General features: G+C 56.7%; 25 protein-coding genes. 11 read left to right on the top strand and 14 right to left on the bottom strand.

The window, feature by feature from the left end; all coding sequences use genetic code 11:
* Window positions 1-83: 83 nt before the first annotated feature.
* Entirely contained in the window at window positions 84-1265 is a 1182-nt protein-coding gene (locus tag ORG26_RS09165) for a DUF6563 family protein (protein WP_266368629.1), read from the bottom strand.
* 177 nt (window positions 1266-1442) lie between these two features.
* Between ORG26_RS09165 and ORG26_RS09160 the strand changes: the two genes are divergently transcribed.
* Both ORG26_RS09160 and ORG26_RS09155 read left to right on the top strand, forming a co-directional pair.
* Complete coding sequence (locus tag ORG26_RS09160; protein WP_266368627.1) at window positions 1443-2261, top strand: aldo/keto reductase; 819 nt, start codon at window positions 1443-1445, stop codon at window positions 2259-2261.
* A gap of 114 nt (window positions 2262-2375) precedes the next feature.
* The gene (locus tag ORG26_RS09155) at window positions 2376-2603 is read left to right on the top strand and encodes a DUF4834 domain-containing protein (protein ID WP_266368625.1); all 228 of its coding nucleotides are present in this window, start codon (window positions 2376-2378) and stop codon (window positions 2601-2603) included.
* A 96-nt stretch (window positions 2604-2699) separates the two neighbouring features.
* Here ORG26_RS09155 and ORG26_RS09150 read toward each other — a convergent pair whose 3' ends face one another.
* Both ORG26_RS09150 and purN read right to left on the bottom strand, forming a co-directional pair.
* Window positions 2700-3080 carry a hypothetical protein gene (locus ORG26_RS09150; protein ID WP_266368624.1) on the bottom strand — a complete coding sequence of 127 codons (381 nt, stop codon included), beginning with the start codon at window positions 3078-3080 and terminating at the stop codon, window positions 2700-2702.
* 106 nt (window positions 3081-3186) lie between these two features.
* The gene (gene purN / locus ORG26_RS09145) at window positions 3187-3759 is read right to left on the bottom strand and encodes a phosphoribosylglycinamide formyltransferase (RefSeq protein ID WP_266368622.1); all 573 of its coding nucleotides are present in this window, start codon (window positions 3757-3759) and stop codon (window positions 3187-3189) included.
* A 121-nt stretch (window positions 3760-3880) separates the two neighbouring features.
* Between purN and ORG26_RS09140 the strand changes: the two genes are divergently transcribed.
* Window positions 3881-4507 (top strand): ABC transporter ATP-binding protein, encoded by a 627-nt coding sequence (locus ORG26_RS09140; protein WP_266368620.1) that lies wholly within the window; start codon window positions 3881-3883, stop codon window positions 4505-4507.
* 97 nt (window positions 4508-4604) lie between these two features.
* Window positions 4605-5987: an ABC transporter permease gene (locus ORG26_RS09135; RefSeq protein ID WP_266368618.1), complete on the top strand. Its 1383-nt coding sequence runs from the start codon at window positions 4605-4607 to the stop codon at window positions 5985-5987.
* 95 nt (window positions 5988-6082) lie between these two features.
* On the opposite strand, the gene ORG26_RS09130 is transcribed toward ORG26_RS09135, so the two are convergent.
* Together ORG26_RS09130 and ORG26_RS09125 are read right to left on the bottom strand one after the other, a co-directional pair.
* Window positions 6083-7303 (bottom strand): hypothetical protein, encoded by a 1221-nt coding sequence (locus ORG26_RS09130; RefSeq protein ID WP_266368617.1) that lies wholly within the window; start codon window positions 7301-7303, stop codon window positions 6083-6085.
* A 382-nt stretch (window positions 7304-7685) separates the two neighbouring features.
* The gene (locus tag ORG26_RS09125) at window positions 7686-8066 is read right to left on the bottom strand and encodes a MerC domain-containing protein (protein ID WP_266368616.1); all 381 of its coding nucleotides are present in this window, start codon (window positions 8064-8066) and stop codon (window positions 7686-7688) included.
* Window positions 8067-8276: 210 nt separating this feature from the next.
* Here ORG26_RS09125 and ORG26_RS09120 point away from each other — a divergent pair, with 210 nt between their 5' ends.
* Window positions 8277-8831, top strand: a complete 555-nt coding sequence (locus ORG26_RS09120; protein ID WP_266368615.1) for a hypothetical protein — start codon at window positions 8277-8279, stop codon at window positions 8829-8831.
* Between the two features lie 99 nt (window positions 8832-8930).
* Here ORG26_RS09120 and ORG26_RS09115 read toward each other — a convergent pair whose 3' ends face one another.
* Window positions 8931-9623: a TapB family protein gene (locus ORG26_RS09115; protein WP_266368613.1), complete on the bottom strand. Its 693-nt coding sequence runs from the start codon at window positions 9621-9623 to the stop codon at window positions 8931-8933.
* Between the two features lie 62 nt (window positions 9624-9685).
* Window positions 9686-10555 carry a geranylgeranylglycerol-phosphate geranylgeranyltransferase gene (locus ORG26_RS09110; RefSeq protein ID WP_266368612.1) on the bottom strand — a complete coding sequence of 290 codons (870 nt, stop codon included), beginning with the start codon at window positions 10553-10555 and terminating at the stop codon, window positions 9686-9688.
* A gap of 126 nt (window positions 10556-10681) precedes the next feature.
* Here ORG26_RS09110 and bshA point away from each other — a divergent pair, with 126 nt between their 5' ends.
* Window positions 10682-11821, top strand: a complete 1140-nt coding sequence (gene bshA / locus ORG26_RS09105; protein WP_266368610.1) for an N-acetyl-alpha-D-glucosaminyl L-malate synthase BshA — start codon at window positions 10682-10684, stop codon at window positions 11819-11821.
* A gap of 14 nt (window positions 11822-11835) precedes the next feature.
* On the opposite strand, the gene ORG26_RS09100 is transcribed toward bshA, so the two are convergent.
* Window positions 11836-12081 (bottom strand): hypothetical protein, encoded by a 246-nt coding sequence (locus tag ORG26_RS09100; RefSeq protein ID WP_266368608.1) that lies wholly within the window; start codon window positions 12079-12081, stop codon window positions 11836-11838.
* A 148-nt stretch (window positions 12082-12229) separates the two neighbouring features.
* Between ORG26_RS09100 and ORG26_RS09095 the strand changes: the two genes are divergently transcribed.
* A complete protein-coding gene (locus tag ORG26_RS09095; RefSeq protein WP_266368607.1) occupies window positions 12230-13564 on the top strand; it encodes an NAD(P)/FAD-dependent oxidoreductase in 1335 nt (444 codons plus the stop codon).
* Between the two features lie 87 nt (window positions 13565-13651).
* Window positions 13652-14272: a sterol desaturase family protein gene (locus ORG26_RS09090; protein ID WP_266368605.1), complete on the top strand. Its 621-nt coding sequence runs from the start codon at window positions 13652-13654 to the stop codon at window positions 14270-14272.
* 100 nt (window positions 14273-14372) lie between these two features.
* Here ORG26_RS09090 and ORG26_RS09085 read toward each other — a convergent pair whose 3' ends face one another.
* Window positions 14373-16208, bottom strand: a complete 1836-nt coding sequence (locus ORG26_RS09085) for an ABC transporter ATP-binding protein (RefSeq protein ID WP_266368603.1) — start codon at window positions 16206-16208, stop codon at window positions 14373-14375.
* Between the two features lie 208 nt (window positions 16209-16416).
* Between ORG26_RS09085 and ORG26_RS09080 the strand changes: the two genes are divergently transcribed.
* Together ORG26_RS09080 and ORG26_RS09075 are read left to right on the top strand one after the other, a co-directional pair.
* Window positions 16417-16758: a PadR family transcriptional regulator gene (locus ORG26_RS09080; RefSeq protein ID WP_266368601.1), complete on the top strand. Its 342-nt coding sequence runs from the start codon at window positions 16417-16419 to the stop codon at window positions 16756-16758.
* Entirely contained in the window at window positions 16755-17447 is a 693-nt protein-coding gene (locus tag ORG26_RS09075; RefSeq protein ID WP_266368599.1) for a hypothetical protein, read from the top strand. Before ORG26_RS09080 ends, ORG26_RS09075 begins: the two co-directional genes overlap by 4 nt.
* Before the next feature lie 21 nt (window positions 17448-17468).
* Here the strand turns inward: ORG26_RS09075 and ORG26_RS09070 are convergent, their stop codons facing one another.
* From ORG26_RS09070 to ORG26_RS09050, 5 genes are all read right to left on the bottom strand, one after another.
* Entirely contained in the window at window positions 17469-19121 is a 1653-nt protein-coding gene (locus ORG26_RS09070; RefSeq protein ID WP_266368597.1) for a hypothetical protein, read from the bottom strand.
* Between the two features lie 93 nt (window positions 19122-19214).
* Window positions 19215-19706 carry an NADH-quinone oxidoreductase subunit C gene (locus ORG26_RS09065; RefSeq protein ID WP_266368595.1) on the bottom strand — a complete coding sequence of 164 codons (492 nt, stop codon included), beginning with the start codon at window positions 19704-19706 and terminating at the stop codon, window positions 19215-19217.
* A complete protein-coding gene (locus ORG26_RS09060; protein WP_266368594.1) occupies window positions 19703-20293 on the bottom strand; it encodes an NADH-quinone oxidoreductase subunit B in 591 nt (196 codons plus the stop codon). Before ORG26_RS09060 ends, ORG26_RS09065 begins: the two co-directional genes overlap by 4 nt.
* A 12-nt stretch (window positions 20294-20305) precedes the next feature.
* Window positions 20306-20902 carry a hypothetical protein gene (locus ORG26_RS09055; protein WP_266368593.1) on the bottom strand — a complete coding sequence of 199 codons (597 nt, stop codon included), beginning with the start codon at window positions 20900-20902 and terminating at the stop codon, window positions 20306-20308.
* A 44-nt stretch (window positions 20903-20946) separates the two neighbouring features.
* Entirely contained in the window at window positions 20947-21429 is a 483-nt protein-coding gene (locus ORG26_RS09050) for an NADH-quinone oxidoreductase subunit A (RefSeq protein ID WP_266368591.1), read from the bottom strand.
* An 88-nt stretch (window positions 21430-21517) separates the two neighbouring features.
* On the opposite strand from ORG26_RS09050, the gene ORG26_RS09045 reads away from it, so the two are divergent.
* Window positions 21518-23977, top strand: coding sequence for a S9 family peptidase (locus tag ORG26_RS09045; RefSeq protein ID WP_266368589.1), 2460 nt, complete (start codon window positions 21518-21520; stop codon window positions 23975-23977).
* The last annotated feature ends 7 nt before the right edge of the window (window positions 23978-23984 follow it).

The following is a 23984-nucleotide window of genomic DNA, read 5'->3' as shown; positions in this document are numbered from 1 at the left end:
AAAACTACTTCGTATTCGCCAGTGAAAATTCCGGGATTTCAAAAGATTCTTGATTCTGTCCTGCAAGGCAGTTGCGCCAGGCGTCAGTCTACAGGAACCGGCTGACCGGCCGCGACCTGCTTGTTGAAGCGCCGCAGAAACTTGAACTGCTCAACCTCGTCGTTTTTGTCGGAACTTCTCCGATACTCTTCCAGCAGATTCGGAGCCGCCGCCAGAATCTCTTCCATTTTTTCTTTCGTCACCCGGAAAATCGCGCCGGACTCCATGTCGAGCGCTATGCAGTCCAGGTGCCTTGTGGAATTGGAAATCAACACTCCAACAACGCCGAACTGAACACCCACTCCTATGCTCACGGCTTCACTCGGCGTGACGTAGTCGTCGACCCAGAGGAGGTAGCGCCCGACATGCCGCACGCGCACATACCGGCGGACCAGCGAGTTATTGGCATACAGGGCGGTGCTGAGGTAAAGGTCCTTGTCGATGCTGAAGCCGTAAAAGCGGTATTTGGCCCGTCCGCCCGAGGGCTTCCGCACAGTGGCAAAGTCTTTGTCGGCCTGCACCAGAAAACCGCCCACCAGCGTCGGCCGGTTGCGCTGGAGGTCGTCGAAGTCCTGATAAATGCCCATCCGCCGCGACTGGCAGGTGAGGAGGTGGTCTTCGGCCGTGCGTTCCTCGGGGTAGCTGGCAGATTCCAGCCGCATTTCGCTGGCGGCTTTGGCCATTTCCAGGTCAAAATCACTGTAAAAAGCGGGCTTCCCGACCGGGTCGAGCACGTATTGGTTGTAGCGGGTGAACGCTTTTTCCAGCCCGCTCCGAATCAGGTCGGGCAGATACGAACCGCTCTCGTTGATAATTTCCGCCTTAAAAACCGGCACAAGGTTGCGGGCCGAGTCCCGCACGAAAAAAGTAAGCCCCAGCTCCAGCCGGTCGCGGTTGGAATTGGCCGTCAGGTCGAACTCCTGAATGCCCACCACGACCGGTTTGAACGCCGGATTGATGTGGTTATAGGTCATATATACGTACGACCGCAAGCTGGGCAGAAAGCCGCCTTTAAGGTCCAGGTCGGTCGATTTGCCGGAAGATTTCTGCAGCGTGCCGATGCGGGCGGTATCCGGACGGGCGTCAAATAGACTATCGACGTAAAACTGGCGGTTTGCCAGGGTACTGATCTGCTGGAAGGGAAGGTCCAGATAAGTCGTTTTGGTCTGGCCCAGCGCGGTGGTCCCGGCAAAGAGGCAGAGGCAGGCGGTAAAAAGTTGTTTCATTGATTGCGGTGGTTGCCTTATGGCTTCGGAATGAGCAAATAACATACCTGACTCGTTGATTTGTCAGACAAATTGAGAGCCTGTTTTCCGCCTTCCGCAAACAGAGCCTGGGTGTTGCTTTATTTGAATCTATCCGTAAAATTGCCGCCTGAAGAAAAACGTCTTATCCCCGAACGCATGAGTTTTCCCCGCATTACGCTCAACAACGGCATCGACATCCCGCTGCTGGGCCTGGGCGTGTACGCACCCGAACAGAAAAATGAAGTCCGGCGGGCCGTCGAATGGGCGCTCGAAGCGGGTTGCCGCCTCCTCGATACGGCCAGTGCCTACCAGAACGAAGAGGAAGTGGGCGAAGCCGTGCAGGCCAGCGGACTGCCGCGCCGCGAAGTGTTCATTACGACGAAGGTCTGGACTGACGAGATGGGCTACGAGTCCACGCTCCGGGCCTTTGACCGGAGCCTGAACCGCCTGGGCACCGACTACGTGGATCTGTACCTCATTCACTGGCCCGTGCAGGGACGAAACCTCGACACCTGGCGGGCGCTCGAAAAACTCTATGCCGACGAGCGGGTCCGGGCAATCGGCGTTTCCAATTTCTACCCGCATCACCTCGACGAACTGTTCAGCATCGCCACGGTGACGCCGGCCGTCAACCAGTTTGAATTCAGTCCGTACTGCTACCTGCCCGAGGTGCTGGACTACTGCCGCGAGAAAGACATTCAGCCGGAGGGCTACGCGCCGGTGGTGCGGGGCGAGAAGAAAGACGATCCGCGGCTGCTGCGGATGGCCGAAAAGTACGGCAAATCGACCTACCAGATTCTGATCCGCTGGTCGCTGCAGCACGGGGTCATTACCATTCCCAAGTCCGTCAACCAAAAACGCATCCGGGACAACTTCGACGTGCTGACATTCAGCCTTTCGGACGAGGACATGGCCGAGATGAACACCTGGTACGACAATACCCGCGTCGCGCCCGATCCGCGGACAATTTTGTGAGGGTCGGCCAAAATCCCGGCAACTGTTCCGGCTTTTTTTACGTTAGTGAGTGAAAAGCAGTACTTTTGTCTGCCCGGCAACTTTCCGGAGGGCCCGGCTTAACAAGCGACATCGATGTTCAAATTTCTGTTTATCCTGTTTCTGATCATTGTTTTTGTTCCACCGGTGCGCCGTTTCTTTTTCTGGCTGCTGGTGGGTCGGCAGTTGGTAAAGGAGCAGAAAAAAGCGCATCAGCGCTATGCCAGCAAAGAAGGCGATATCAAAGTAGACCACGTCCCCCCCGGTGCCACGGACTCCAAAATTCAGGGCGGCGATTACGTGGATTACGAAGAAGTGAAATAAAAAAAGTCGTACGTCTTTAAGTCGTAAGTGGCTCCGCCAGGTTAGGAAACGGCGGAGCCACTTACGACTTAAAGACGTACGACTTAAAGACTTTTTTCACTGATATTTCACCGCCACTCCCCGCAGTCGCCAGCCGTTCATCGTGACCGTGGTGTAATACTGGTAGCGGATGCTGACAAGCGCGTCGGCGCCGAGGCGTTTGGCCTCCAGGGTCATCTTCGCCAGCAGAATTTCCTTTTGCTCCATATCGATGCCCCGGTTCAGCATGCGGCCACTTCGGGTTGTTTTCTGACGCTCTTCCAGCGGCTTTTCCTCCAGATACTCCAGTTCTTTCAGCTCCACATACGCCTGCTCAGGCCGTTGATTTTCGTAATAGACATCGACCGGATAATCCGGCGGCAAAGCAATCGGAATGGCCGGACGGAAACAGCCGACCAGCATCGGAATCAACAGCAATGCACCCAACAGCTTCTTCATGGACAAGACGATAGGAGGTTTATAGTTTGTGGTTTAGAGTTTAGGGTTTATAGTTGCTTCGCAGGGTTAGAATATGGCAGAGCAACTATAAACCCTAAACCAAAAACTAATTTCCAAATAACACTTTTTCCACTATTTCCGGAAAATGCCGGTGTTCGAGTACCTGCACGTGGCGGGCGACGTCTTCGGGGGTGTCGGTAGGCTGAACGGGGCAGCTTGCCTGAAAAATAACGGCGCCTTCGTCGTACTGCTCGTTTACGTAATGAATGGTGATGCCGGATTCGGCTTCCCCGGCGGCCACAACGGCTTCGTGGACAAAATGGCCGTACATGCCTTTTCCGCCGTATTTGGGCAGCAAAGCGGGGTGAATGTTGACGATGCGCCGGTCAAAAGCCCGGACCAGCGAGGCGGGCATCAGCCAGAGAAAACCCGCGAGCACGATGAGGTCGATCTGCTGGTTCTGAAGCATTTCGGTTATGCGGTCAGTCTGGTAAAACGTCGGCCGGTCGAACAGCAGCACCGGGATATGGAGGCGGCGCGCCCGTTCGATGACGCCCGCTTTGGGGTTGTTGGACAAAATCAGGCTAATCTCTACGTCTTCGCGACCGGCAAAGTGATCGGCGATTTTCTCGGCGTTGGAGCCGGAACCTGAGGCAAACAGGGCAAGGCGCTTCTTCATGCGGCGAAAATACGGCTTTTCGGACGGGCGACGGTGTTTTCTTCGGGGATTCGTCGCATTTTGCAAGCCTGTTGCAGGAATTTGGTATTTTTGACTTTAACCGCCGATTTCAAAAAGCATCATGCTGACTTCGTCTCAACTGACTTTTTCCTATTCACCCGAAAAACGATTTACGTTTCCGGACCTTCACTGCAACGACCGCGACGCCCTGTTGATTCTGGGCCGGTCGGGCAAAGGCAAAACGACTCTGCTGCACCTGCTGGCCCTGCTGCTGAAGCCGGAAAACGGCTCGGTCCTCATCAACAATACCGATCTGACGCGGCTTAGCGTGTCCGAAACGGCCGCTTTCCGGGCGGCGCATGTGGGGCTGGTTTACCAGAAACCGCATTTTGTCAGTTCCCTGTCCGTGCTGGACAACCTGCTGCTGGCAAACTACCTCGCCGGACAACCGCAGAACCCCGCCCGCGCCCGCCAGCTGGCCGAACAGCTGGGCTTTGCGGACCGCCTGCCGAAACGGCCCCACCAGCTGAGCCAGGGCGAACAGCAGCGCGTGAGCATCGCCCGCGCCGTGATGAACAGCCCCAACCTGATTCTGGCCGACGAACCAACTTCCGCCCTGGACGATGAAAACTGCGCCCGGGTGGTGGACCTGCTCCGGCAGCAATCCAGCCAGGTGGGGGCCAGTCTGATTGTCGTTACCCACGACCAGCGGCTGAAAGATGCGTTTTCCAACCAGGTGCTTCTTTAGTTGTCGGTATTCTGTTTTCAGTTGCTTCGTCGGCGATGATTTTTCTACGGCAGGCATCCGAAAACAGAAAACTGAAAACAGAAAACTGAAAACAGATATGAACCTTCTGAAAATAAGCTGGGCGAATCTGCGCGACAAGCCCCTGAGCAGCTTCCTGAGCGGACTGCTGATGACGCTCGGCATCAGCATCATTTCGCTGCTCCTTTTGCTGAATAAACAACTGACCGAGCAGTTCAACCGCAACATCAAAGGCGTTGACATGGTGATTGGGGCGAAGGGAAGTCCGCTGCAACTCATTCTGTCGAGCATCTACCAGATCGATTCGCCGACCGGCAACATTCCGCTGGAGGAAGCCGAGCGGCTGGCGCAGAACCCGATGGTGAAGACGGCCATTCCGCTGGCGATGGGCGACAATTTCCGTTCGTTCCGCATCGTCGGGACGGATAAACAGTACGTGGACCACTACGGAGCCAAAGTGGGCGAGGGGCGGCTGTTTGCGAAAGACCTCGAAGTAACCATCGGGGCCCGGGTGGCCGAGGCGGCGGGTCTCAAAATCGGAGACTCCTTTGCCGGGGCGCACGGCCTGGACGAAGAAGGTGAGGCCCACAAGGAAGCGCAGTACAAGGTGGTGGGCGTTTTCAGCCCCGCCGGCAGCGTGATCGACCAGTTGATTCTGACGAACGTGTCCAGCGTCTGGGCCATTCACGAGCACCACGAAGCCGGGGAAACGGCCTCCGCGGGCGCTTCGGCCGCGAAGGAAGAACACCATGACGAAGAGGAGCACGAAGGCGAAGAGCACTCCGACGAAGCCCCGGCGCAGCAGGTCGCGCAGGCCAAACCGCAGCCCCCGGCCGGTGGTCGCCGGATGCCGATGCTGGCCGTTCCCGGTCCGCCGCCCGCCGACGAGCACGAAGAAGACGAAGAACACCACGACGAGGCCCGCGAAATCACGAGCATGCTCATCAAGTTCCGCAACCCGATGGGCATGATGCTGGCACGGAACATCAACATGAATACCAAAATGCAGGCGGCCGTTCCGGCGATTGAAGTGGACCGTCTGTTCAGCCTGCTGGGTGTCGGAATCGATACGCTGCGCGGTCTGGCCGTGGCCATCATGCTCATTGCGGGCATCAGCGTCTTCGTATCGCTGTACAACTCGCTAAAGGACCGAAAATACGAAATGGCGCTGATGCTGTCGATGGGCGGCACCCGGACGCAGTTGTTCGGCATGCTGCTGCTGGAAGGGCTGGTGCTGGCGCTGCTGGGCTTTGTCCTGGGACTGGCGCTGAGCCGCCTGGGCCTGCTGATTTTCTCCGCCCGTTACGCCAGCGACTATCATTACAACCTCAACGACCTGTCGCTGCTGCCTGAAGAATGGGCGTTGCTGGGCGTGGCCGTTCTGATCGGCGTGCTGGCCGCTGCCCTGCCCGCGCTGGGCATCTACCGGATGAATATTTCAAGGACGCTGGCGGAGGAGTGATTCTGAACCGGGATTAAACAGATTAGGGGATTTATTATGATGCTTCGCTTGATTGAGAACATCATAATAAATCCCCTAATCTGTTTAATCCCGGTTCAGAAACTATCTGAAGCTCTCCCAATCGGCCGGATGCCCGCTTTGCGCTCGTCGGCGACGGTGATGAAGCGGTAATGCGGTTCCTTCCGGGAGGCAAAAATTTCTTTCAGTTCGTTGTACTGCCGCTGGGCGCGGGCGCGGGCCGTTGCAAACATCTGCCGGGACGTTTTAACCCGTTTGGTGACGGGAATCTTGGCCAGATTGAGCTCGCCGACCATCGACGTTTCCAGGCAGACAAAATCCCGCCGGTCGTCGTCCCGGTAGTAGCCCAGAAAACAGTGGTCGGGGAACAACACCAGAACCGGCTCAATGTGAATGGAGCGCAGGACCGACGCAAACAGCACCATCGCATCCGCGCAGTTGGCCTGACGGACATTCCAGGTCTGATCGATGAGGCGTATACGCTGGCTGTAGAGCCGGGCCGAACTGCCCGTGCTGGAGTTGGTCGAGATGGAACTGTACCGCACGCCGCGCTTCTGCAGCGCGTACCAGATGGAGAAAACCTGCTCATCCACCGTCTTCGGGTTGCCCGACTGGTAGCCGTCGAAGCCCGTCACGATGCCTGTCTTGAGTGCTTCGGCCAGAATCTGGTCCACCACCGGATCATCTTCGTTGATGTAAGCGGTGTACATGTAATTGAGGTCCATGCCGCCCGTCGGGTTGCCTTTTTCCTCCCAGAAATACGGACAGTCGTTGACCGAGCGCAGCGTGGCGACTACCGTCCGGTGTCCGGCTTTAATTTCGTCGATGTAGGTCGTAATGGTCAGGTTGATCGGCGTCGGCTGCTGCAGGGCGCGGAGCTTCTGGTAATTCCAGGCGAGCCGGGGCGTCACCTGATACTGGCGACCGGCTTCCTGCATCGTTCCCTCGTACACGGCGGCATCGCTGAAAGGCGTAGCGCCGATCTCTACCCGAACGTGGGTGTCGGGCGTTGGATTCTGCACAAAAACCGCCACCAGCCCATCTCCGTCGCCGAGCGTGTAGGCGTCGTTGGGCTCGTTGAGGGCGGCAGTAGCCAGAATATACGAAGCGAACAGCTGTTTCTCCATGCCAACCTTGACCGAAACCTGCGCTTTGGGCGCGCGGCGTTCGACCCGCGGGTGCGAGGTAAGGTGGGCAAGCGGTTCGGACGAAGCGTCCGGCGGTTCGTACTGAGCAACGCCACGAAGGCTTAGCAGGAAAAGAAGGCCAAGCCAAATGGCATTCCGGGTGTTTTTCATTAGCTGTCGAGACAGTTACGGTACTTTCTACGGTCTTTACTGCGAATAAACCAATTTTTCCCTATTGTTTCAATAGAGGAGGCAGGTTAAAAGTTGATTAACAGGAATCGTACCAAACCATTACCTCAATTGTAGCTGTCTGATAATGTTTTTTCAGGAGTGGATCGGCCCGCCATCTGGGCGCAGAATTCGTCCGCTCTGTCGGCGGTTGGAGACCCTGGCAGCGGCGAACCGGACGGCTTAAAATTCCGAAAAAAACAAAGCAGGCCGCCGCCCCGGTGAGAAAGTGCGTCAACACAGGTTTACAAAAACAAACGTGCGACCGCCTGAAGGAAAGCCTCCCGGCGGTCGCACGTTGAGCAAAAAAAGTCCGTAAAAGGGGTCAGTGCGCGTGCTGCAACCGGCAGTACCGCAGGTTGGCCAGATGCGTCATCACCAGTCCTGCCGAAGCGGCGTAACCCAGATATTCAAAAATTTCGTTGACGTCTTCCAGGACAATGGCCAGCGCAAACACGCTCAGAAAGGCCCACAGAAGGGTTTTGATCAGCGGAGCCGTCTGGTGACGAGTGGCGTAGTACACGGCCGTAATGTTCAGGGCGATAAAAACGTAATCGAGGCTCAGATAACCCATCCGGATCGAATCGTGTCGAAATACTGACGAGGTCATCAGCAGAACGGGCGTTGCCAGGCAGTGAATGATGCACAGAACAGACCCCGTGATTCCTACGTAATCAGCTTTCTTCGACAGAATATCCAGTTTCATAGCGGTTATTGTGGCTTGCGGGAGCAAAGGTAGAACAGTTGGGATAACTGTGCAACATTGTTGCAGAACTTTTGCGCGGGTAAATTTAGTGACTGTTTGCTCTAAACTACAGTGAATGCAATAAAGTTGCAAAAATAGTTGCAACCTTGTTGCATTGAATCTAGCTTTGCAGCCAGAGCTGGTAAACATCCACAATCAATCTTCACAGAAATGATGCTTAAAAAACACGGTAGACTGTTTATTCTGGGATTTAGCCTGCTGGCTTTTGTGGCCTGTGACCGGGCGGACGATGCCGTAGAGCCGGAGGAGAACGAGCTGATTACCACGGTATCGCTGAAATTTACCGAACAGGGAACCACCAACACGCAGACGTTCACGTATCGCGACACGGATGGGGACGGAGGCGCGGCACCCTCGCGGTTCGACAACGTCGCTCTGAAGCCGAACGCCACGTACCGGCTCGACGTTGAATTTCTGGACGAAAGTAAAAATCCGGCTAAAAACATCACGACCGAGGTGGCCGAAGAGGCCGACGAGCATCTGGTGATCTACACCCCGTCGCCCGCGGCCCTGCTTACCTATACCGCCACGGATAAGGACAGCAAAAACCTGCCCATCGGTCTGACGGGCACCGCCCGGACCGGGGCCGCCGGAACCGGAAAACTGCGGGTGCAGCTCCGCCACCAGCCCGGCACCAAGAACGGAACGACCCAGCCCGGCAGCGACGACGTCAATCTGGAATTTAATCTAACGGTGGCCCAGTAAGCCACCGGTTTCCCGTAGCAACGTCTCCCAATCGCCGGGCGCTTCCTCGCAGGCCCTGCCAGTCGGAGACGTTGCTACAGGAAATTTATTTTCCCCGCCTCACAGAATCTTGTTCAGCACCGTGTACCCGATCAGTTTGCCGTTGCGGTAGGTTTCTGTTTTGAGGTCGAATAAGACGTCTTCGACGCGGTAGCTGACGGTTTTCATCGTCATTTTGATCGGAATGCCCATCGTCCGGTTTTCGATGTTCATGTCGGAGTTCAGCTTGAACGCGTTGTAGGTTCCGGCCGGAATGGTCAGCGACTCGCGGCTTTCCACCTGCCGGTTGGCCATGAGCAGGTTCATGTCCATCATTTTGCTGCCGTTGTTGAACATTTCCGCCTCCAGCCGTCCGTCTTTCAGTTTCTGCCCGACGGTGAATCGGGTCGGATAAGCCAGTTCGTTCACCTTCATTTTCATCTCCATGTTTTTCATGGCCGGATTGTTCTGCTGAACCATCGGGGACAGGTCGGCGATGATTTCGTTGCCGTTGCAGAGGTAGTGAAGCGTGTATTCGCCGGTTCCCTTTCCTTTTTCATCGAAGGTGTTCATAACGACATCCATGACCGTCGAACCGCCCTCGCGCCGGATATTTTTGAACGTATACACCAGCCGACCATTCATCTTATCCCGGGCATTGTAGGAAAGCAGTTCAAAGCCCGTTCCCGCCTTTACTTTGAAGTCGCCGCAATCCTGCGCCAATGCGGGCAGAGAAAAAAGAAAAGCCAGGAGTACCAGAAAACGTGTTTTCATAAGACAGAGCGTTGATTGACAGACCTTAAGTTAGGCAATAAGGCCCGCAAATCAAAGGTCCGTCATACCCACGCCATGCTTACGACGCCAATCAGCATGATCAGCTTGCAAAGGGAGCTCAGGTAAGAAAAGTCCCGGCGGGTGTCGGCCATGACGAGGCGGTAAACGAGCCAGGTGATCGGGAGAAGCAGAATCATGAAAATCCAGCTCAGCTGCGGGTTACCGAGCGAGTGCGCCATGCTGAAAAGAATGGCGATGAAAGTGGCAATCAGGACGTACAGCAGGTTTTTGGTTCGGCGCAGACCCCAGATGATGGGCAGCGTCCGGCAGCCGAACCGCTCATCCCCGCGCACGTCCTCCATATCCTTGATGATTTCCCGGACCAGCGAAATGCAGAACGAAAACAGGGCGTAAATAAGGAGCAGATCCACCTGCTGCCGGTAAAAAACGGCCAGGGCCACCAGCGAAAGGGCCGTGAGAAACGAAACGATGAAGTTTCCGATAAAAGGCTGCCGCTTAAAATTAGACGAATAGAACCACAGCAGCGTTACCGACACAAAATCCAGCAGAAAAATCCATTTGCTGAGGTAAAAGCCGATCGCCAGCCCGATGAGGTTGAGCGCCTGGTGCGTGCCCATCGCTACCCTGCGGCGCAGATACCGTCCGATAATGACCCGCTCCGGCTTGTTGATGATGTCGATCTTGACATCGAAATAATCGTTGATGATGTACCCCGCCGCGGCGATGCAAACGGTTGAGAGTGAAAGCAGAAACAGATGCCGGTCCAGCAGCAGCTGCGGCCAGTTGTCGCGGGGACCGATGAGGGCCACCCGCGCCAGGTACTGCGTTGCCACGATAATGAGCAGATTCTGCACCCGGATGAGGCGCAGAAAACCTTTCAGAATGGCAAAGGGCGGGAGCGGACGGGTCATGGCCGGAAGTCGGAATCAATAATCAAAGATAGGGTATTTGCGGCGTTTTTGGCAGACCGTTACCTCATTCACAAATTCTTCATACGTTTTGAGAACAGAAGAGGCGGGATTTGGTGTTGTACGGTCATGAAAATCGGAATCGTCTGCTATCCTACCTTCGGGGGCAGTGGCGTGGTCGCTACAGAACTCGGCAAAGCGCTGGCAAAAGCCGGGCACCAGGTCCATTTTATTACCTACCAGCAACCGCCCCGCCTCGACTTTTTCAACGAGAACGTTTACTACCACGAAGTCAATATCCCCACCTACCCGCTGTTCCAGTTTCCGCCCTACGAGTCGGCGCTGGCGAGCGAGATGGTGAACGTGGCGATGAACGAAAACCTGGACCTGCTGCATGTCCACTACGCCATTCCGCACGCTTCGGCGGCCTACATGGCCAAAATGATTCTGCGGGCCCAGGGCCGTTACGTGCCCGTGGTCACTACGCTACACGGCACGGACATTACGCTCGTTGGCAAAGACGCTTCCTACGAGCCGGTCGTGACCTTCAGCATCAACGAATCGGACGGGGTGACGGCGGTTTCCGAAAACCTGCGACAGGATACCTACGCTCATTTCAACATCAAGCGGGAAATCGAAGTGATTCCCAATTTTATTGATTTTCAGCGGTTTAGTCGTCAGAAAAAAGATCATTTCAAAAAAGCCATCTGCCCGAACGGGGAAAAGCTCATCGTCCATACGTCGAATTTCCGACGGGTGAAGCGGATCGACGATGCGGTGGAGGTCTTTTATAAAATCCAGAAACAGATACCCGCCAAGCTGCTGCTCGTCGGCGACGGACCCGAGCGCGCCCGGATCGAGAAACTGTGCCGCGAACTGGGCATTTACGAAGACGTTCGCTTTCTCGGTAAACTCGATGCCGTCGAGGAAGTGCTGTCGGTGGCCGACCTGTTCCTGATGCCTTCCGAAAACGAAAGCTTCGGCCTGGCGGCGCTGGAGGCTCTGGCTTGTGAAGTGCCCCTGATTACGTCGAACGCGGGCGGTCTGCCCGAACTGAACGTGCAGGGCGTGTCGGGTTTCCTGAGCAACGTCGGCGACGTGGACGACATGGTCAAAAATGCCCTGTATATCCTTGACGACGCCAATTTGCAGACCTTTAAGCACAACGCCCTCGAACGGGCAAAAGACTTCGAACTGTCGAAAATCCTGCCGATGTACGAGGCGTACTACGAGCGGGTCGTGCAGGAAAGCGGCGCGGCGGTGTCGTGAAGACGGCCAATCGGTTAGTGAGCCGGTTGGCTGTAGGTTACTTTGGGCGGAGAGGATTTTTTAAAATAATCCTTATAAACCTCAAAACGGTAGATTAGAAAAGATGTCCAGCCAAGATGACCGACGAGCAGGACCAGCCAGATGGTTATTCCTCTTCGCCGACTGGATGCCTTTTTAAGGAGATAAAGCAGAAAGAGGGCCTGAATAACGGCAAAAAAGCATAGCCCGGAAATTAATCTAAAAATCATCAGCTCGTCCATAGTTTAGTCCTGTCAGGAGTAAAGAGGCTGCTGGCCGAAGCCGTGAGGCATAATATAAATAAAATAGCAAAGTATGTTGTTAAGGGAGGAGAATTAAACTTTGCCGAAACAAAAGAGGTTAAATGGGTAGGAAACATCCTTCCTGCCCATGAATCCGAACATCCCACCACGCAACAATCGCAAGCGCGTCGTTATCGTCGGCGCGGGCTTTGGCGGACTGCAACTGGCCCGGCGACTGGCCGACCGACGGCAGTTCCAGGTTGTGCTGCTCAATAAAACGAATTACCACGAGTTCCAGCCCCTGTACTACCAGGTGGCCACCTCCGGACTTGAGGCCAGTTCCATCCTGTTCCCGCTGCGGTCCGTTTTTTCCAACTGCAAGAACGTCCACATCCGGCTGACGACCGTCAACAAGATCAGCACCACGACCAAGACCGTGGAAACCGATCTGGGACCCATCGACTACGACTATCTGGTGATCGCTACCGGTGCTGATACCAACTATTTCGGCATGCAGAACATCATCGAACGGGCCCTGCCGATGAAATCCGTCTCGGAAGCCATCGCCCTGCGGAACCGGCTGCTGCAAAACTTCGAAGATGCGCTGTCGGTCACCAACGACGACGAAAAGCAGAGCCTGATGAACATCGTGGTCGTTGGCGGCGGGCCTACGGGCGTCGAGCTTTGCGGTACGCTGGCCGAACTCAAACGCACCGTTCTTCCCCGCGACTATCCCGAACTGGACTTCACGATGATGGAGATCTACCTCATCGAAGGCGGGGCCGAACTGCTCGGGCCGATGTCGGTGGAGTCGCAGCAGAAATCGCAGAAATATCTTGAAGAGCTGGGCGTTCATTTAATTTTTAACACCCACGTAGTGGATTTTGACGGGACAACTGTCTATACCAAAGAAGGCACGACGCTGCGGACCAACAACCTCATCTGGGCGGCGGGCGTCCGGGCGAATCCGGTCAACGGATTGCCGCCGGAAGTGATCGGCCGGGGCGGGCGCGTGAAGGTTAACCGCTTCAATCAGGTCGAAGGCTTCACGGACGTGTTTGCCATCGGCGATGTGGCGTTGATGACGGAGGAAAAATGGCCGAACGGACATCCGCAGGTGGCCCAGCCCGCCATTCAGCAGGGGAAACACCTGGGCACGAATCTGCTGCGGATTGAGAAAGGCCAGCCGATGCAGGAATACAAGTACAAAGACCTGGGTTCGATGGCAACCATCGGCCGCGGCCTGGCCGTGGTGGACCTGCCGTTCTGGAAATTCCAGGGATTTTTTGCCTGGCTTGTCTGGTTATTCGTCCACCTGATGTCCATCGTGGGGGTGAAAAACCGGCTGGTTATCTTCATCAACTGGATGTGGAGTTACCTGACCTACGACCAGTCGCTGCGTCTGATCATCAAGCCGAAGTTGCCCAAAGGGAATCTGGAAGCGATTAAAACCAAGATCGAGGACCAGTTGGTAACTAAATAGAGATACTGAGAAAAGTCAGTGCAAGCTCTGCGTTACATCCCTAGATTTGCATCTCTATCTACAACCTATACACTCCAATAATGAACAATGGAAGCTAAAACCACAAAAGTCCGGCCCAAAAACACCGGCACCCGCCCGTTATTTGACAACCCCATTCTTGAAGCACTTTCCCGTACGCACATTGCTGTTCCGATCACGATGTATCTGGTGACGGCCACGGTGCTCGGCTGGTATGCGTTCACCTATACGGACATGAGTCCGGCTTTTATCGGCGTTCTCTTTTTCACCGGTATGCTTGTTTTTTCGCTGATCGAGTATGCCGTGCACCGGGGCGTTTTTCATATGGATACGGACACTCCGGCCAAGGCCAAGATCCAGTACACCTTTCACGGAATTCATCACGAATATCCCAAGGACAAAACCCGGCTGGCGATGCCCCCGGCGGCGGCGATCATTGTGGGCGCAACCCTGTTTGGCGTGACGTTCCTGCTGCTGGGCGAAGCGGCTTATGCCTTCTTCCCCGGTTTTCTGGTCGGTTATGCCGGCTATCTGTTCGTGCACTTTATCGTCCATGCCTACCAGCCGCCGAAGAATTTCTTCAAGTGGCTCTGGATCAACCACGCCGTGCACCATTACAAAAGCACCGAGCGCAACTACGGCGTGTCCTCCCCGTTGTGGGACTATGTGTTTGGCACTTATATGAAATGATTGAATTTTGAATGATTGATAGGTTGATTAGGCTTCGCCTCAAATAGAGAGTGGCGGAGCTAATCAACCTATCAATCATTCAAAATTCAATCATTCTACCCTACCCCTGCAACAGGCTTAGTTTCCGGTAGAAGCCTTCGTCGACCTCCAGCAGGTCTTCGTGAGAGCCGCGTTCGATGATTCGGCCCTGGTGAACGACCAGAATTTCGTCGGCGTGCTGGATGGTACTGAGCCGGTGGGCGATGACGAGCGTCGTGCGGTTGCTCATCAGGCGCGTCAGGGCTTCCTGCACCAGTTTTTCGGATTCAGTGTCGAGGGCGGAGGTCGCTTCGTCCAGAATCAGGATGGGCGGATTTTTGAGGACGGCGCGGGCGATGCTCAGGCGCTGCCGCTGTCCGCCCGAAAGGCGGCTGCCCCGGTCGCCGATAACCGTCTGGTAGCCCTGCGGCTGGGCCATAATGAAATCGTGGGCGTTGGCAATCTTCGCCGCCGCCATCACCTCTTCCTCCGAAGCCGCCGTTCCGAAGGCGATGTTGTTGAAAATCGTGTCGTTGAACAGAATGCTTTCCTGCGTGACGATGCCCATCAGGCCCCGCAGCGAGGCCATGCTGCAGTCGCGCAAATCCACCCCGTCGATCAGAATGCGGCCCTGCGTCGGGTCGTAAAAACGCGGCACCAGGTCCGCGATGGTCGATTTGCCGCCGCCCGACGAACCGACCAGCGCCACCGTTTTTCCTTTCTGGAGCGTAAAGCTTACCTCCTGCAGCACCGGAAGACCCTTTTCGTACTCAAAGCCGACGTTCTGCACGTCGATGCTTTTCTCGAACGAGGTAAGCTGGCGGGCGTTGGGTTTGTCCTCCAAATCGGGCACGGTGTCGATCAGTTCGAGCACCCGTTCGCCGGAAGCGATGCCCCGCTGCGAGCCGCTGAAGGCGTTGGAAATGTCTTTGGCGGGCCGCGTCACCTGCGAGAAAATGGCGATATACGCGATAAACTGGGCCGCCGACAGCTCCGACTGACCCGAAAGGACCAGCGAGCCGCCGTACAGCAGAATAGTGGCCACGACGCTGACGCCCATGAACTCCGAAAACGGCGAGGCCAGTTCGCGGCGGTTGGCCAGGGAGCGGACGGCCCGGCGGTAACCGTCATTTTCGCGGCGGAATTTGTCCAGAATAAACCCTTCGGCCACGAAGCCCTTCACGACCCGCATACCGCCAAAAGTCTCGTCGAGCAGACTGACCAGGGCGCTCAGGCGCTGCTGGCCCTCCTGCGCATCGCGCTTCATCCGGCGCACCAGCGTAGCGATAAAGATGCCCGATACCGGAATGACCAGAATGGCGAAAAAGGTCAGTTTGACCGAAATGCTCAGCAGCGCAATGAGGTAACCAATCAGCAGAAAAAACTCCTTCGAAGCCGCCGAAAGCGTATTAGCAATGGAATTTTCGACCTCCTGCACGTCGGTGAGGGTCCGGGAAATGAGGTTCCCCTTGCGTTCATTCGAGAAAAAGCCGAGGTGCAGATGGATGGTCCGCTCAAAAACAGCCTCGCGTAGCCTGCTGACCATGCGGGCCTTGAAGCTTTCCAGTTGCCACACCGACAGGTATTTGAACAGGTTATTCAGCAGAACGGACACAACAATGACGCCGCAGACAAATTTCAGCGCCCCGACTTTGCCGTTTTCCACGAAGAAGCGGGCGAAATAGTACTGAAAATAATCCATCAGCGAGGTATTCAGCGACAGCGCCGGAGCGGGCCGGTTGATGAGCTGCTGGATTTCGGCTGGGCTCACGCGGTCGAACAGCACATTCAGCAGCGGAATCAGCAGCGTGAAGTTTAGCACGCCGAACACGCTGGCCAGCAGGGAGGTCGCCACAAACGGCACCAGAAAGCGGCCCAGCGGGTTGGCAAAAGAGAGTAAGCGAAAATAAGTCTTCAATTGGCAGTATTTAAACCACAAAGGTCGGAAAGATTTCGGTAACCGCCCACGGTTTCAACCATCACCCACGGTTTTAAACAATAGCCCACGGTTTTAACCGTGGGTACCCGATTCATGCCCTAATGCCTGCGTTTTACACAGGAGTAATTCAATAAAATCTAATACCTAAGATGTATAGGTATATTAGTATCCTTTGTATACTTGCCTCATGAGCAGTTCTAATCAGCAGTTACTAAAAGGCAGTCTGTCCGTCATTATTCTGAAGCTGTTGGAAGACCGCGAGAAAATGTACGGCTACGAGATCACGCAGAAGGTAAAGGAACTGACGGCGGGCGAGATGAGCATCACCGAAGGGGCGCTGTATCCCGCCCTGCACAAACTCGAAGCTGAAGGGCTGCTGACCACCGAAACGCAGGTGGTGGAAGGCCGCGTCCGGAAGTACTATTCGCTGACCAAAGACGGCCACCAACAGGCTGTCAGCCGCGTGTCCGAGCTCGCCGCCTTTGTGCAGAACCTCCAGACGTTACTGAACCTGAAACCGGTAATATGAAACTCACCCAAACCCACCTCACCGCCATCAACCACCACCTCCGCCGGGACAACTGGCTGCTGAACGAGGCCCTGATAGCCGAACTCATCGACCACTACACCAACGCCGTTGAAGAACGCATGACCGCCGGACTGACCTTTGAACAGGCGGTGCGGGCGGTTCACGCCGGGTTCGGCGGGCAGCCGGGGTTGTTGCAAATGGAAGAGCAGTATGTGAAACAACTGAACCGGGCGGCCTGGCTCACCTTTCAAAAGACGTTTCGCAACTGGTTCACGGGGCCGCGAGTGGTGGCGGTACCGCTGATTCTGGCCCTTTTTTACTGGCTACTCGACAACTACGGACAGGATGGTGCGTTGCTGATGGCTCTGTTGTTTCTGCTGCCTTTCGTGGGCGTTTGTTTTTACCTGAATCGCGCTCATGACATCCAGGTTTGGCGACGCTGGAACGGTGAGACGCAACGAAAGCACGTTCTGGCAGGGCAGCGGTACGTTTCCCTCACGGTCGTACAATGGTCAGGAATGGTTATGTCGATACTCTATTATCCCAGCGTTTGGTGGCATAATCTCGCCGTTTCGGTTCATCATTCGTTATGGGTGTTGTCGTTTTCGGTGGTGCATGTCTTGTGTTTTTTAGCACTTGCCAGTGCGGTTGAAGTAGGGCGGCCGGAAAGCCGCCAAACGGCCGCATAAGCTTTTTAGCCAATAAGCGTTTCACAAATTCCCCCGAATCAGCCGAATCACTTCGTCCATCTTATCCGGCAGCGGCGCCCCGCGTTTGATGAACTTCCCGTCGCGGCCCATCAGCGTGGCCCCCGGAAATTCGAACGCCCGCAGGGAGGTCAGGATGCCGACCGCCTGATTGGATTCGGAGAAAACATTCAGACCGGGCGGGCGATTGCGGCCAACCCATTCCTGCCAGAGGTCGCGTTCGCCGCCGTCGGCGCAGAGGTAGACCACCAGCAGGTCGCGGGCGCTAAACTCCGTCGCCAACTGCCGGGCCTGAAGCGCCGCCAGACGAGTGCCCGGTTCGGCATTCGTGTAGGTGATGATGTACGCCAGTCGTCCGCGGGCCATTCGCCGGATTTCATCCAGAATATCCTTTCCCGAACGCCAGTTTTGAAGCACAAAAACGCCCGGCAACACCTCGTAGGCATTATCGGCGCTGGTCTGGGATGCCATCGTCTGTACGACCTGCCGAATGGAAGCGCTGTCTTTCGCCTGAAGCCGATATATTTCCTCCAGCGACTGGCGGACAACAGGCACTGACATCTGCGGAGCCGCGTGGGTATACAGGGTTTGGATGTCTTTCAGGCTCAGTTCGGGAAAGCTTCGGGCAAGCACCCGGCCCATCAGGTAAGCGTTCCGGGTCGAATCGACGGCGGATTTGATCTGCGCCCGGTAGCTTTCGTAGGAAACAATGTCGGAAAGGGTATCGGCATTGCGGTTCAGCACCCGATTCAGTAATGACATATCCCGGCTCTGGGCGGCATTCTTCTCGACAATCTCGGCCAGACGACTGCGTTCGGTCTCCTCGATGCGCTTGCCGTACCGAAGCAGCAGACCTGCCAGCAGGGGAGCGGGCACGCTGCGTCCGCCCTGGCCGACGGTCTGCTGGGCCACCCGGGATTCGTAATAGGTCGCCATCCGGTCATAGGCAATTGCTTTTGAAACCGTCAGAAAAGGGTCGTTCGGGGGCATCAGTTCTTCGGATATCCCTTTGACCATCGACAGGTTTTCGGCCAGAAACTTTTCGTAAAGATAGATAGCGCCTTCGCTGCGGGCCAGCGACGTCTGGTATTCGGTGAGCAGGGGAGGAACCTGTCTATTTCGTTGGTAGGCATCGAACGTGCTCATAAACTCGCTCATCAACACCGAAGGAATGTTCGAGGCCGGTGGCCGGTTGACGCGCTCAGCCAGTTTGCGCGGGTCCGTTTTACGCCGGTTCTTGAACTCGTAGGCTTTGTAGCGGGCCAGCTCCTGATTGACCTCGGCCAGCGTGCCGCCAAACCGGAACGGCACCTCGGCGGCGTACAGCGAATCGGCGTTGAGCCGGATTTCGACCGTTCCCGGTGCGGCCAGAAACGTCGTGCGGACGTTGCCAAACCGGAATTCCATTTCTTCGTAAGGAAACAAAAGCGGCAGCGTGAGCCGGAAACGCCCGTCGGGCTGAATGTCGCCGGGGCGCACCAGTTCTTCGTCGGGCTGGAGGATGTTGCTGCGCGAAACCGAAACGGCGGGGCTCTGGCGATACAGCCGTACCGACAGGTTCTCAATTCGGCCGGTGACCGTCACCGAGTCCGGTGCCTGAGCAAAAAGCCCGGTTACGCCATTAACAAAGAGAATAAGCAGAAAAAGGCAGCGCATGAAGGCAGTATGGAGATAAGTTTAGGGTTTAGAGTTTATAGTTTAGAAAAACGGGTTCCATCTCCCTCCAAACCCTAAACCCTAAACTATAAACTATTTAACAATAATGCCGTGGTAGCGCTCCTGTTCGACATAGTCGCGGCGGAGCGGGTGGCCTTCCCAGTCGGTGGGCAGCAGAATCCGGCGCAGGTCCGGATGGCCGCTGAAGTGGATGCCAATAAGGTCGAAGGCTTCCCGTTCGTGCCAGTCGGCGGTGCGCCAGACGCCCGTCACGCTGGGAACGGCGGGGAGCGGGTCGCTGCTCCGGGGCACCACCACTTTCAGCATCAGCGTGTGTTCGTAGGGAATGGACGTCAGGTTGTACACGACTTCCATCGTGCCCACCGTGGGGCCGTTGTCGATGCCCGTAATGCAGTTGAGAAGGTCAAAAAACAGCCGTTCGTCGCGTTTCAGAAAAGCGCAGACGTCCGTGATTTTATCGGTTACAATCACCAGAAACGGCTGCGGATTCTGCGTGTTGGCCTGCAGGACGACCTCCGGGCCGAAGTGTGCGGTGAGTAGGTCGGTGATTTCGGAAAACGTCATGCTTCTACGTTGCTGGGTTGCCCGGAGAACTCCGGTTTCTGGTTGCGGGCCCGTTCCTGCTCGGCCTCCATCCGGAGCAGCGCCGTCGGGGCGGGTTCCTCGCGCAGGTTTTCGCCGCGGATTTTTTCCTGTAATTTCAAAAAGCCGCCAATAAGCGCCTCGGGACGGGGCGGACAGCCGGGGACATACACATCCACCGGAATGATCCGGTCCACGCCCTTCACCACGTGGTAGCCGTGCTGCCAGTACGGCCCGCCGCAGTTGGAGCACGACCCCATCGAAATCACGTAGCGCGGCTCGGGCATCTGCTCGTACAGCCGCCGGATGCGGTCGGCCATTTTGAAGGTCACCGTACCGGCCACAATCATCACGTCCGACTGCCGGGGCGACGGCCGCGGGAAACTCCCGAAACGCTCCAGGTCGTAGCCCGAAGCCATTGTCTGCATCATCTCGATGGCGCAGCAGGCAATGCCGAAGCCCATCGGCCACAGCGACGACAGCCGCGCCCAGTTCAGCAGGTCTTCGGCCGTGGTCAGCAGCGCGCCGCCTTCGCCGGTTTTAAATCGTTGGTCTAATAATCCAGTCATACTTTCTAAACGCTACTGGGGTAACAAGATTGGCGGGCTACTGGTGCCCCGGAGGCGAATTTCCTGATAGCGATACGAAAAATGCTCCACCGACGGACGCCCCACCCGCAGCCGTTCCGCTTGTTTGTCGATGCGCACCGTTTTGCGGGGAATAATGCTGATGAGCGCCCCGTACTGCGCACCCGAGAAGGGGCCGCTGATGATGACCAGCGTCCGCACCATGTTCAGCATTCCCACCAGCCCGAATAGGTCGGAGTCGTTACCCGAAATCGGCCGTAGCGCCGCCGCAACCACCACGCTCTGCACTGTGCCTATACCGGCTCCCAAAAGTACGGCCCGCCCGACATTTCCCTTGCGGCGAAGGGTGATCTTTTCGATTTGGGTAGCCGGGATGCTCAGGACCCGCGGCTGCCCGCTCCGCAGCAGCGTAATGTCTTCCGGCGTGTTGGGAACGTAGTACAGCGCGGAGTCGGACAGACTGTATAAAATACCCCCGCTGCGTAGTCCCTGTTCAACTTTAACGATGGCGCGAAACAGTTTGATGCGTTTCTGCGCCGCCAGAGGAAAAGCCAGCAGCAGGCCGAGGAAAAGGGCGGTTAGCGTTTTCATGAAGAGGCAGGAACAAGGTTCGGCAGAAGATACGGCAAAACGTCTTATACCTGCTTCGGCGCGCGGCGGTATTTTTGGTTAATTGTCTGGTATTTAGTCAACGGTACGTTTGTCTCCACCACGGGTAATTTAGGCTCGGGCCGTACCCAGTCGAGGTAGCCTTTGGCCCAGGCGTAGGCCAGGCCCAGCGCCAGCAGTCCGATAAACAGCGTCATCTCTCCTAAGGAGAACCACCCCCACAGGCCGTTGGTTTCCGCGATGAGGTCTTCCTGCCCGAATACCGTCGCCCACGGAAACAGAAAAACCAGCTCCACGTCAAAAAGCACGAAAATCAGGGCCACGACGTAGAAGCGGATGTTGAACTGCACGTTGGCGTTGCCCACCGGCTCCTCGCCCGACTCGTAGGTGGTCAGTTTTTCCTCGTTGGGGCGGTGGGGACGGAGCAGTTTTCCGACAAACAGAATCGCGCCGACAAACACCAGGCCGGTGATGATGAAAAGCAAAATGATGCCGAAGTCTGAAAGCATACATCTATGGCCCGCAAAATGGCCTTTTTTCGAACAAAATACCTAAATTTAAGCCTTAAAACCTATTCTTTCATCCAAACTCAAGCCTATGTCCTCCCTTTCCGCCCGGGCGCTCTGGCTGGCGGCGCTGCTGCCGCTGACGACGCTCGCCCAGGATGCGCCGACCTACCTGACGCCTCCCAAAGCGATTGCCGACCTGGCCACTGCCCCGCCGACGCCTTCCGTCAGTATTTCGCCCAAAAACGACTGGATGCTGCTGCTGGAACGGTCAGACATGCCAACCATTGCCGAACTGGCCGCCCCGGAACTCCGGATCGGGGGCCTGCGCATCAATCCGCTTAACAACGGCCAGAGCCGGGCGCTGACCTTCGTCGGAATTCGGATCAAAAACATCGCGACAAAAGCCGAAAAGCCAGTCAGCGGGCTGCCCGAAAACGTGCGGATTGCCGACCTGAGCTGGTCGCCGGACGGGAAGCGCATCGCCTTTACGGTGCCCAAACAGACAAGCATTGAACTCTGGACGGCCGACATTGCCACCGGCGCGGCCACCCGCCTGCTCGAAGGCGTGAACGACGCCATTCCCGGCGTGCCCTTCGACTGGACGCCCGACGGCCAGAGCCTGATCGTGAAGCTCATCGATCAGAGCCGCCAGCAGCCTCCGCAGGCGCCGAGCGTTCCCAAAGGCCCGACTGTTCAGGAAAACCGGGGCGGCAAGGCTCCCTCGCGTACCTATCAGGACCTGCTGAAAAACGCCACCGACGAGGCGCTGTTTGACTACCACATCGCCGGGCGGCTGGTGAAAGTGGGCGTCAACGGCCAGCAGACGCCCGTGCTGTCGGCCCGGATACTGACAGACTTTAACCTCTCGCCCGACGGAACGTATATTCTGACCACGACCGTCAAGCGGCCGTATTCGTACCTCGTACCGTACAGCTTTTTCCCGAAAACAATCGAAGTGCTGTCCAACGACGGAAAGCCCGTGAAAACGCTGGCCGACCTGCCGCTGGCCGAAAATCTGCCGACGGGCTTCGATGCCGTGCCCACGGGCATGCGCTCGGTCAACTGGCGGGCCGATGCCCCGGCGACGGTTTATTACGTCGAAGCGCAGGATAACGGCGACCCGAACAAGGAAGCGGCCGTCCGCGACAAAGTGTTCCAGCTGGCCGCTCCGTTCTCGGCCCAGCCGACCGAACTGGCGGCCTTGTCGCTCCGGTACCGGGGTATGATCTGGGGCGATAATTCGATCGCGATGGTGTCGGACGGCTGGTGGAAAACCCGCAAAATCCGGACGCACCAGCTTAATCCGTCGCAGCCGGGTACGCTCAAAACGATTTTCGACCGCAACACGGAAGACGGCTACGCCAACCCCGGAAGCCCGGTGACGCACACCAACGCCTGGGGCCGCAACGTGCTGATGCTGGCCGACAAAGGCAAGGCCATTTACCTGATGGGCGAGGGCGCTTCGGCCGAAGGCAACCGTCCGTTTGTCCGGAAAATGAACCTGGACACCAAAGCGACCAAAGAAATTTTCCGCTCGCAGGCGCCGTACTACGAAGTGCCGGTCGAGATCCTGGATGAGAAGAACAACGTGATTCTGACGCGCCGGGAGTCCATCGACACGCCGCCGAACTATTTTGTGCGTAATCTTTCCAAAAAGAGCGACGTGCAGCTGACCGATTTCCCGCACCCGTACCCCGCGCTGAAGGCCGTCAAAAAGGAACTGATTCAGTACACGCGGAAAGACGGTGTCAAGCTGACCGCCAAGCTGTACGTACCCGAAGGCTGGTCGAAGGACAAAGGACCACTGCCGATGATTATGTGGGCGTATCCGCGGGAGTTCAAAAGCGCCGACGCGGCGGGTCAGGTGAAAAACTCGCCCTACGAATTTATCCGGCTGAGCTGGGGCGGTCCCTTGTTCTGGCTGACGCAGGGATATGCCGTGCTGGACGATCCGGACCTGCCCATCATCGGCGAAGGAACCGCCCAGCCCAACGATACGTACATCGAACAACTGGTAGCCGGTGCCGAAGCGGCCGTGAACGAAGCCGTTCGGCGCGGCGTGGCGGACCCGAAGCGCGTCGGGGTCGGCGGGCACTCGTACGGGGCGTTCATGACGGCCAACCTGCTGGCTCACAGCGACCTGTTTGCGGCAGGCGTGGCCCGGAGCGGCGCCTACAACCGGACGCTGACGCCGTTTGGCTTTCAGGCCGAAGAACGCACGTTCTGGGAAGCTCCCGAGGTGTACAGCCGCATGTCGCCGTTCAACCATGCCGACAAGCTGAAAGAGCCGATTCTGCTCGTCCACGGGGAAGCCGACAACAACCAGGGGACGTTCCCGATCCAGAGCGAGCGTTTCTACAACGCCCTGAAAGGCCACGGCGGGACCACCCGACTGGTGATGCTGCCCTACGAAAGCCACGGTTATGCGGCCAAGGAGTCCATTCTGCACACGCTGGCGGAAATGAACACCTGGTTTGACAAATACGTGAAGAACCGGCCGACCGAAGCCGCGCAGCGGGCCGGGCAGACCAGCACGGGGAGGAAGTAAGAAGGTT

The sequence above is a fragment of the Tellurirhabdus rosea genome (assembly GCF_026278345.1).
Taxonomy (GTDB): Bacteria; Bacteroidota; Bacteroidia; order Cytophagales; family Spirosomataceae; genus Tellurirhabdus; species Tellurirhabdus rosea.
The sequence above is the reverse complement of the archived record's forward strand: the minus strand, read 5'-3'. Positions and strand labels throughout refer to the sequence as shown.

Excerpts from the sequence above, each read along its gene's own strand:
- ORG26_RS09165 (WP_266368629.1), bottom strand. The coding sequence starts at position 1,265 with ATGAAACAACTTTTTACCGCCTGCCTCTGCCTCTTTGCCGGGACCACC.
- ORG26_RS09160 (WP_266368627.1), top strand. The coding sequence starts at position 1,443 with ATGAGTTTTCCCCGCATTACGCTCAACAACGGCATCGACATCCCGCTG.
- ORG26_RS09155 (WP_266368625.1), top strand. The coding sequence starts at position 2,376 with ATGTTCAAATTTCTGTTTATCCTGTTTCTGATCATTGTTTTTGTTCCA.
- ORG26_RS09150 (WP_266368624.1), bottom strand. The coding sequence starts at position 3,080 with ATGAAGAAGCTGTTGGGTGCATTGCTGTTGATTCCGATGCTGGTCGGC.
- purN (WP_266368622.1), bottom strand. The coding sequence starts at position 3,759 with ATGAAGAAGCGCCTTGCCCTGTTTGCCTCAGGTTCCGGCTCCAACGCC.
- ORG26_RS09140 (WP_266368620.1), top strand. The coding sequence starts at position 3,881 with ATGCTGACTTCGTCTCAACTGACTTTTTCCTATTCACCCGAAAAACGA.
- ORG26_RS09135 (WP_266368618.1), top strand. The coding sequence starts at position 4,605 with ATGAACCTTCTGAAAATAAGCTGGGCGAATCTGCGCGACAAGCCCCTG.
- ORG26_RS09130 (WP_266368617.1), bottom strand. The coding sequence starts at position 7,303 with ATGAAAAACACCCGGAATGCCATTTGGCTTGGCCTTCTTTTCCTGCTA.
- ORG26_RS09125 (WP_266368616.1), bottom strand. The coding sequence starts at position 8,066 with ATGAAACTGGATATTCTGTCGAAGAAAGCTGATTACGTAGGAATCACG.
- ORG26_RS09120 (WP_266368615.1), top strand. The coding sequence starts at position 8,277 with ATGATGCTTAAAAAACACGGTAGACTGTTTATTCTGGGATTTAGCCTG.
- ORG26_RS09115 (WP_266368613.1), bottom strand. The coding sequence starts at position 9,623 with ATGAAAACACGTTTTCTGGTACTCCTGGCTTTTCTTTTTTCTCTGCCC.
- ORG26_RS09110 (WP_266368612.1), bottom strand. The coding sequence starts at position 10,555 with ATGACCCGTCCGCTCCCGCCCTTTGCCATTCTGAAAGGTTTTCTGCGC.
- bshA (WP_266368610.1), top strand. The coding sequence starts at position 10,682 with ATGAAAATCGGAATCGTCTGCTATCCTACCTTCGGGGGCAGTGGCGTG.
- ORG26_RS09100 (WP_266368608.1), bottom strand. The coding sequence starts at position 12,081 with ATGGACGAGCTGATGATTTTTAGATTAATTTCCGGGCTATGCTTTTTT.
- ORG26_RS09095 (WP_266368607.1), top strand. The coding sequence starts at position 12,230 with ATGAATCCGAACATCCCACCACGCAACAATCGCAAGCGCGTCGTTATC.
- ORG26_RS09090 (WP_266368605.1), top strand. The coding sequence starts at position 13,652 with ATGGAAGCTAAAACCACAAAAGTCCGGCCCAAAAACACCGGCACCCGC.
- ORG26_RS09080 (WP_266368601.1), top strand. The coding sequence starts at position 16,417 with ATGAGCAGTTCTAATCAGCAGTTACTAAAAGGCAGTCTGTCCGTCATT.
- ORG26_RS09075 (WP_266368599.1), top strand. The coding sequence starts at position 16,755 with ATGAAACTCACCCAAACCCACCTCACCGCCATCAACCACCACCTCCGC.
- ORG26_RS09070 (WP_266368597.1), bottom strand. The coding sequence starts at position 19,121 with ATGCGCTGCCTTTTTCTGCTTATTCTCTTTGTTAATGGCGTAACCGGG.
- ORG26_RS09065 (WP_266368595.1), bottom strand. The coding sequence starts at position 19,706 with ATGACGTTTTCCGAAATCACCGACCTACTCACCGCACACTTCGGCCCG.
- ORG26_RS09060 (WP_266368594.1), bottom strand. The coding sequence starts at position 20,293 with ATGACTGGATTATTAGACCAACGATTTAAAACCGGCGAAGGCGGCGCG.
- ORG26_RS09055 (WP_266368593.1), bottom strand. The coding sequence starts at position 20,902 with ATGAAAACGCTAACCGCCCTTTTCCTCGGCCTGCTGCTGGCTTTTCCT.
- ORG26_RS09050 (WP_266368591.1), bottom strand. The coding sequence starts at position 21,429 with ATGCTTTCAGACTTCGGCATCATTTTGCTTTTCATCATCACCGGCCTG.
- ORG26_RS09045 (WP_266368589.1), top strand. The coding sequence starts at position 21,518 with ATGTCCTCCCTTTCCGCCCGGGCGCTCTGGCTGGCGGCGCTGCTGCCG.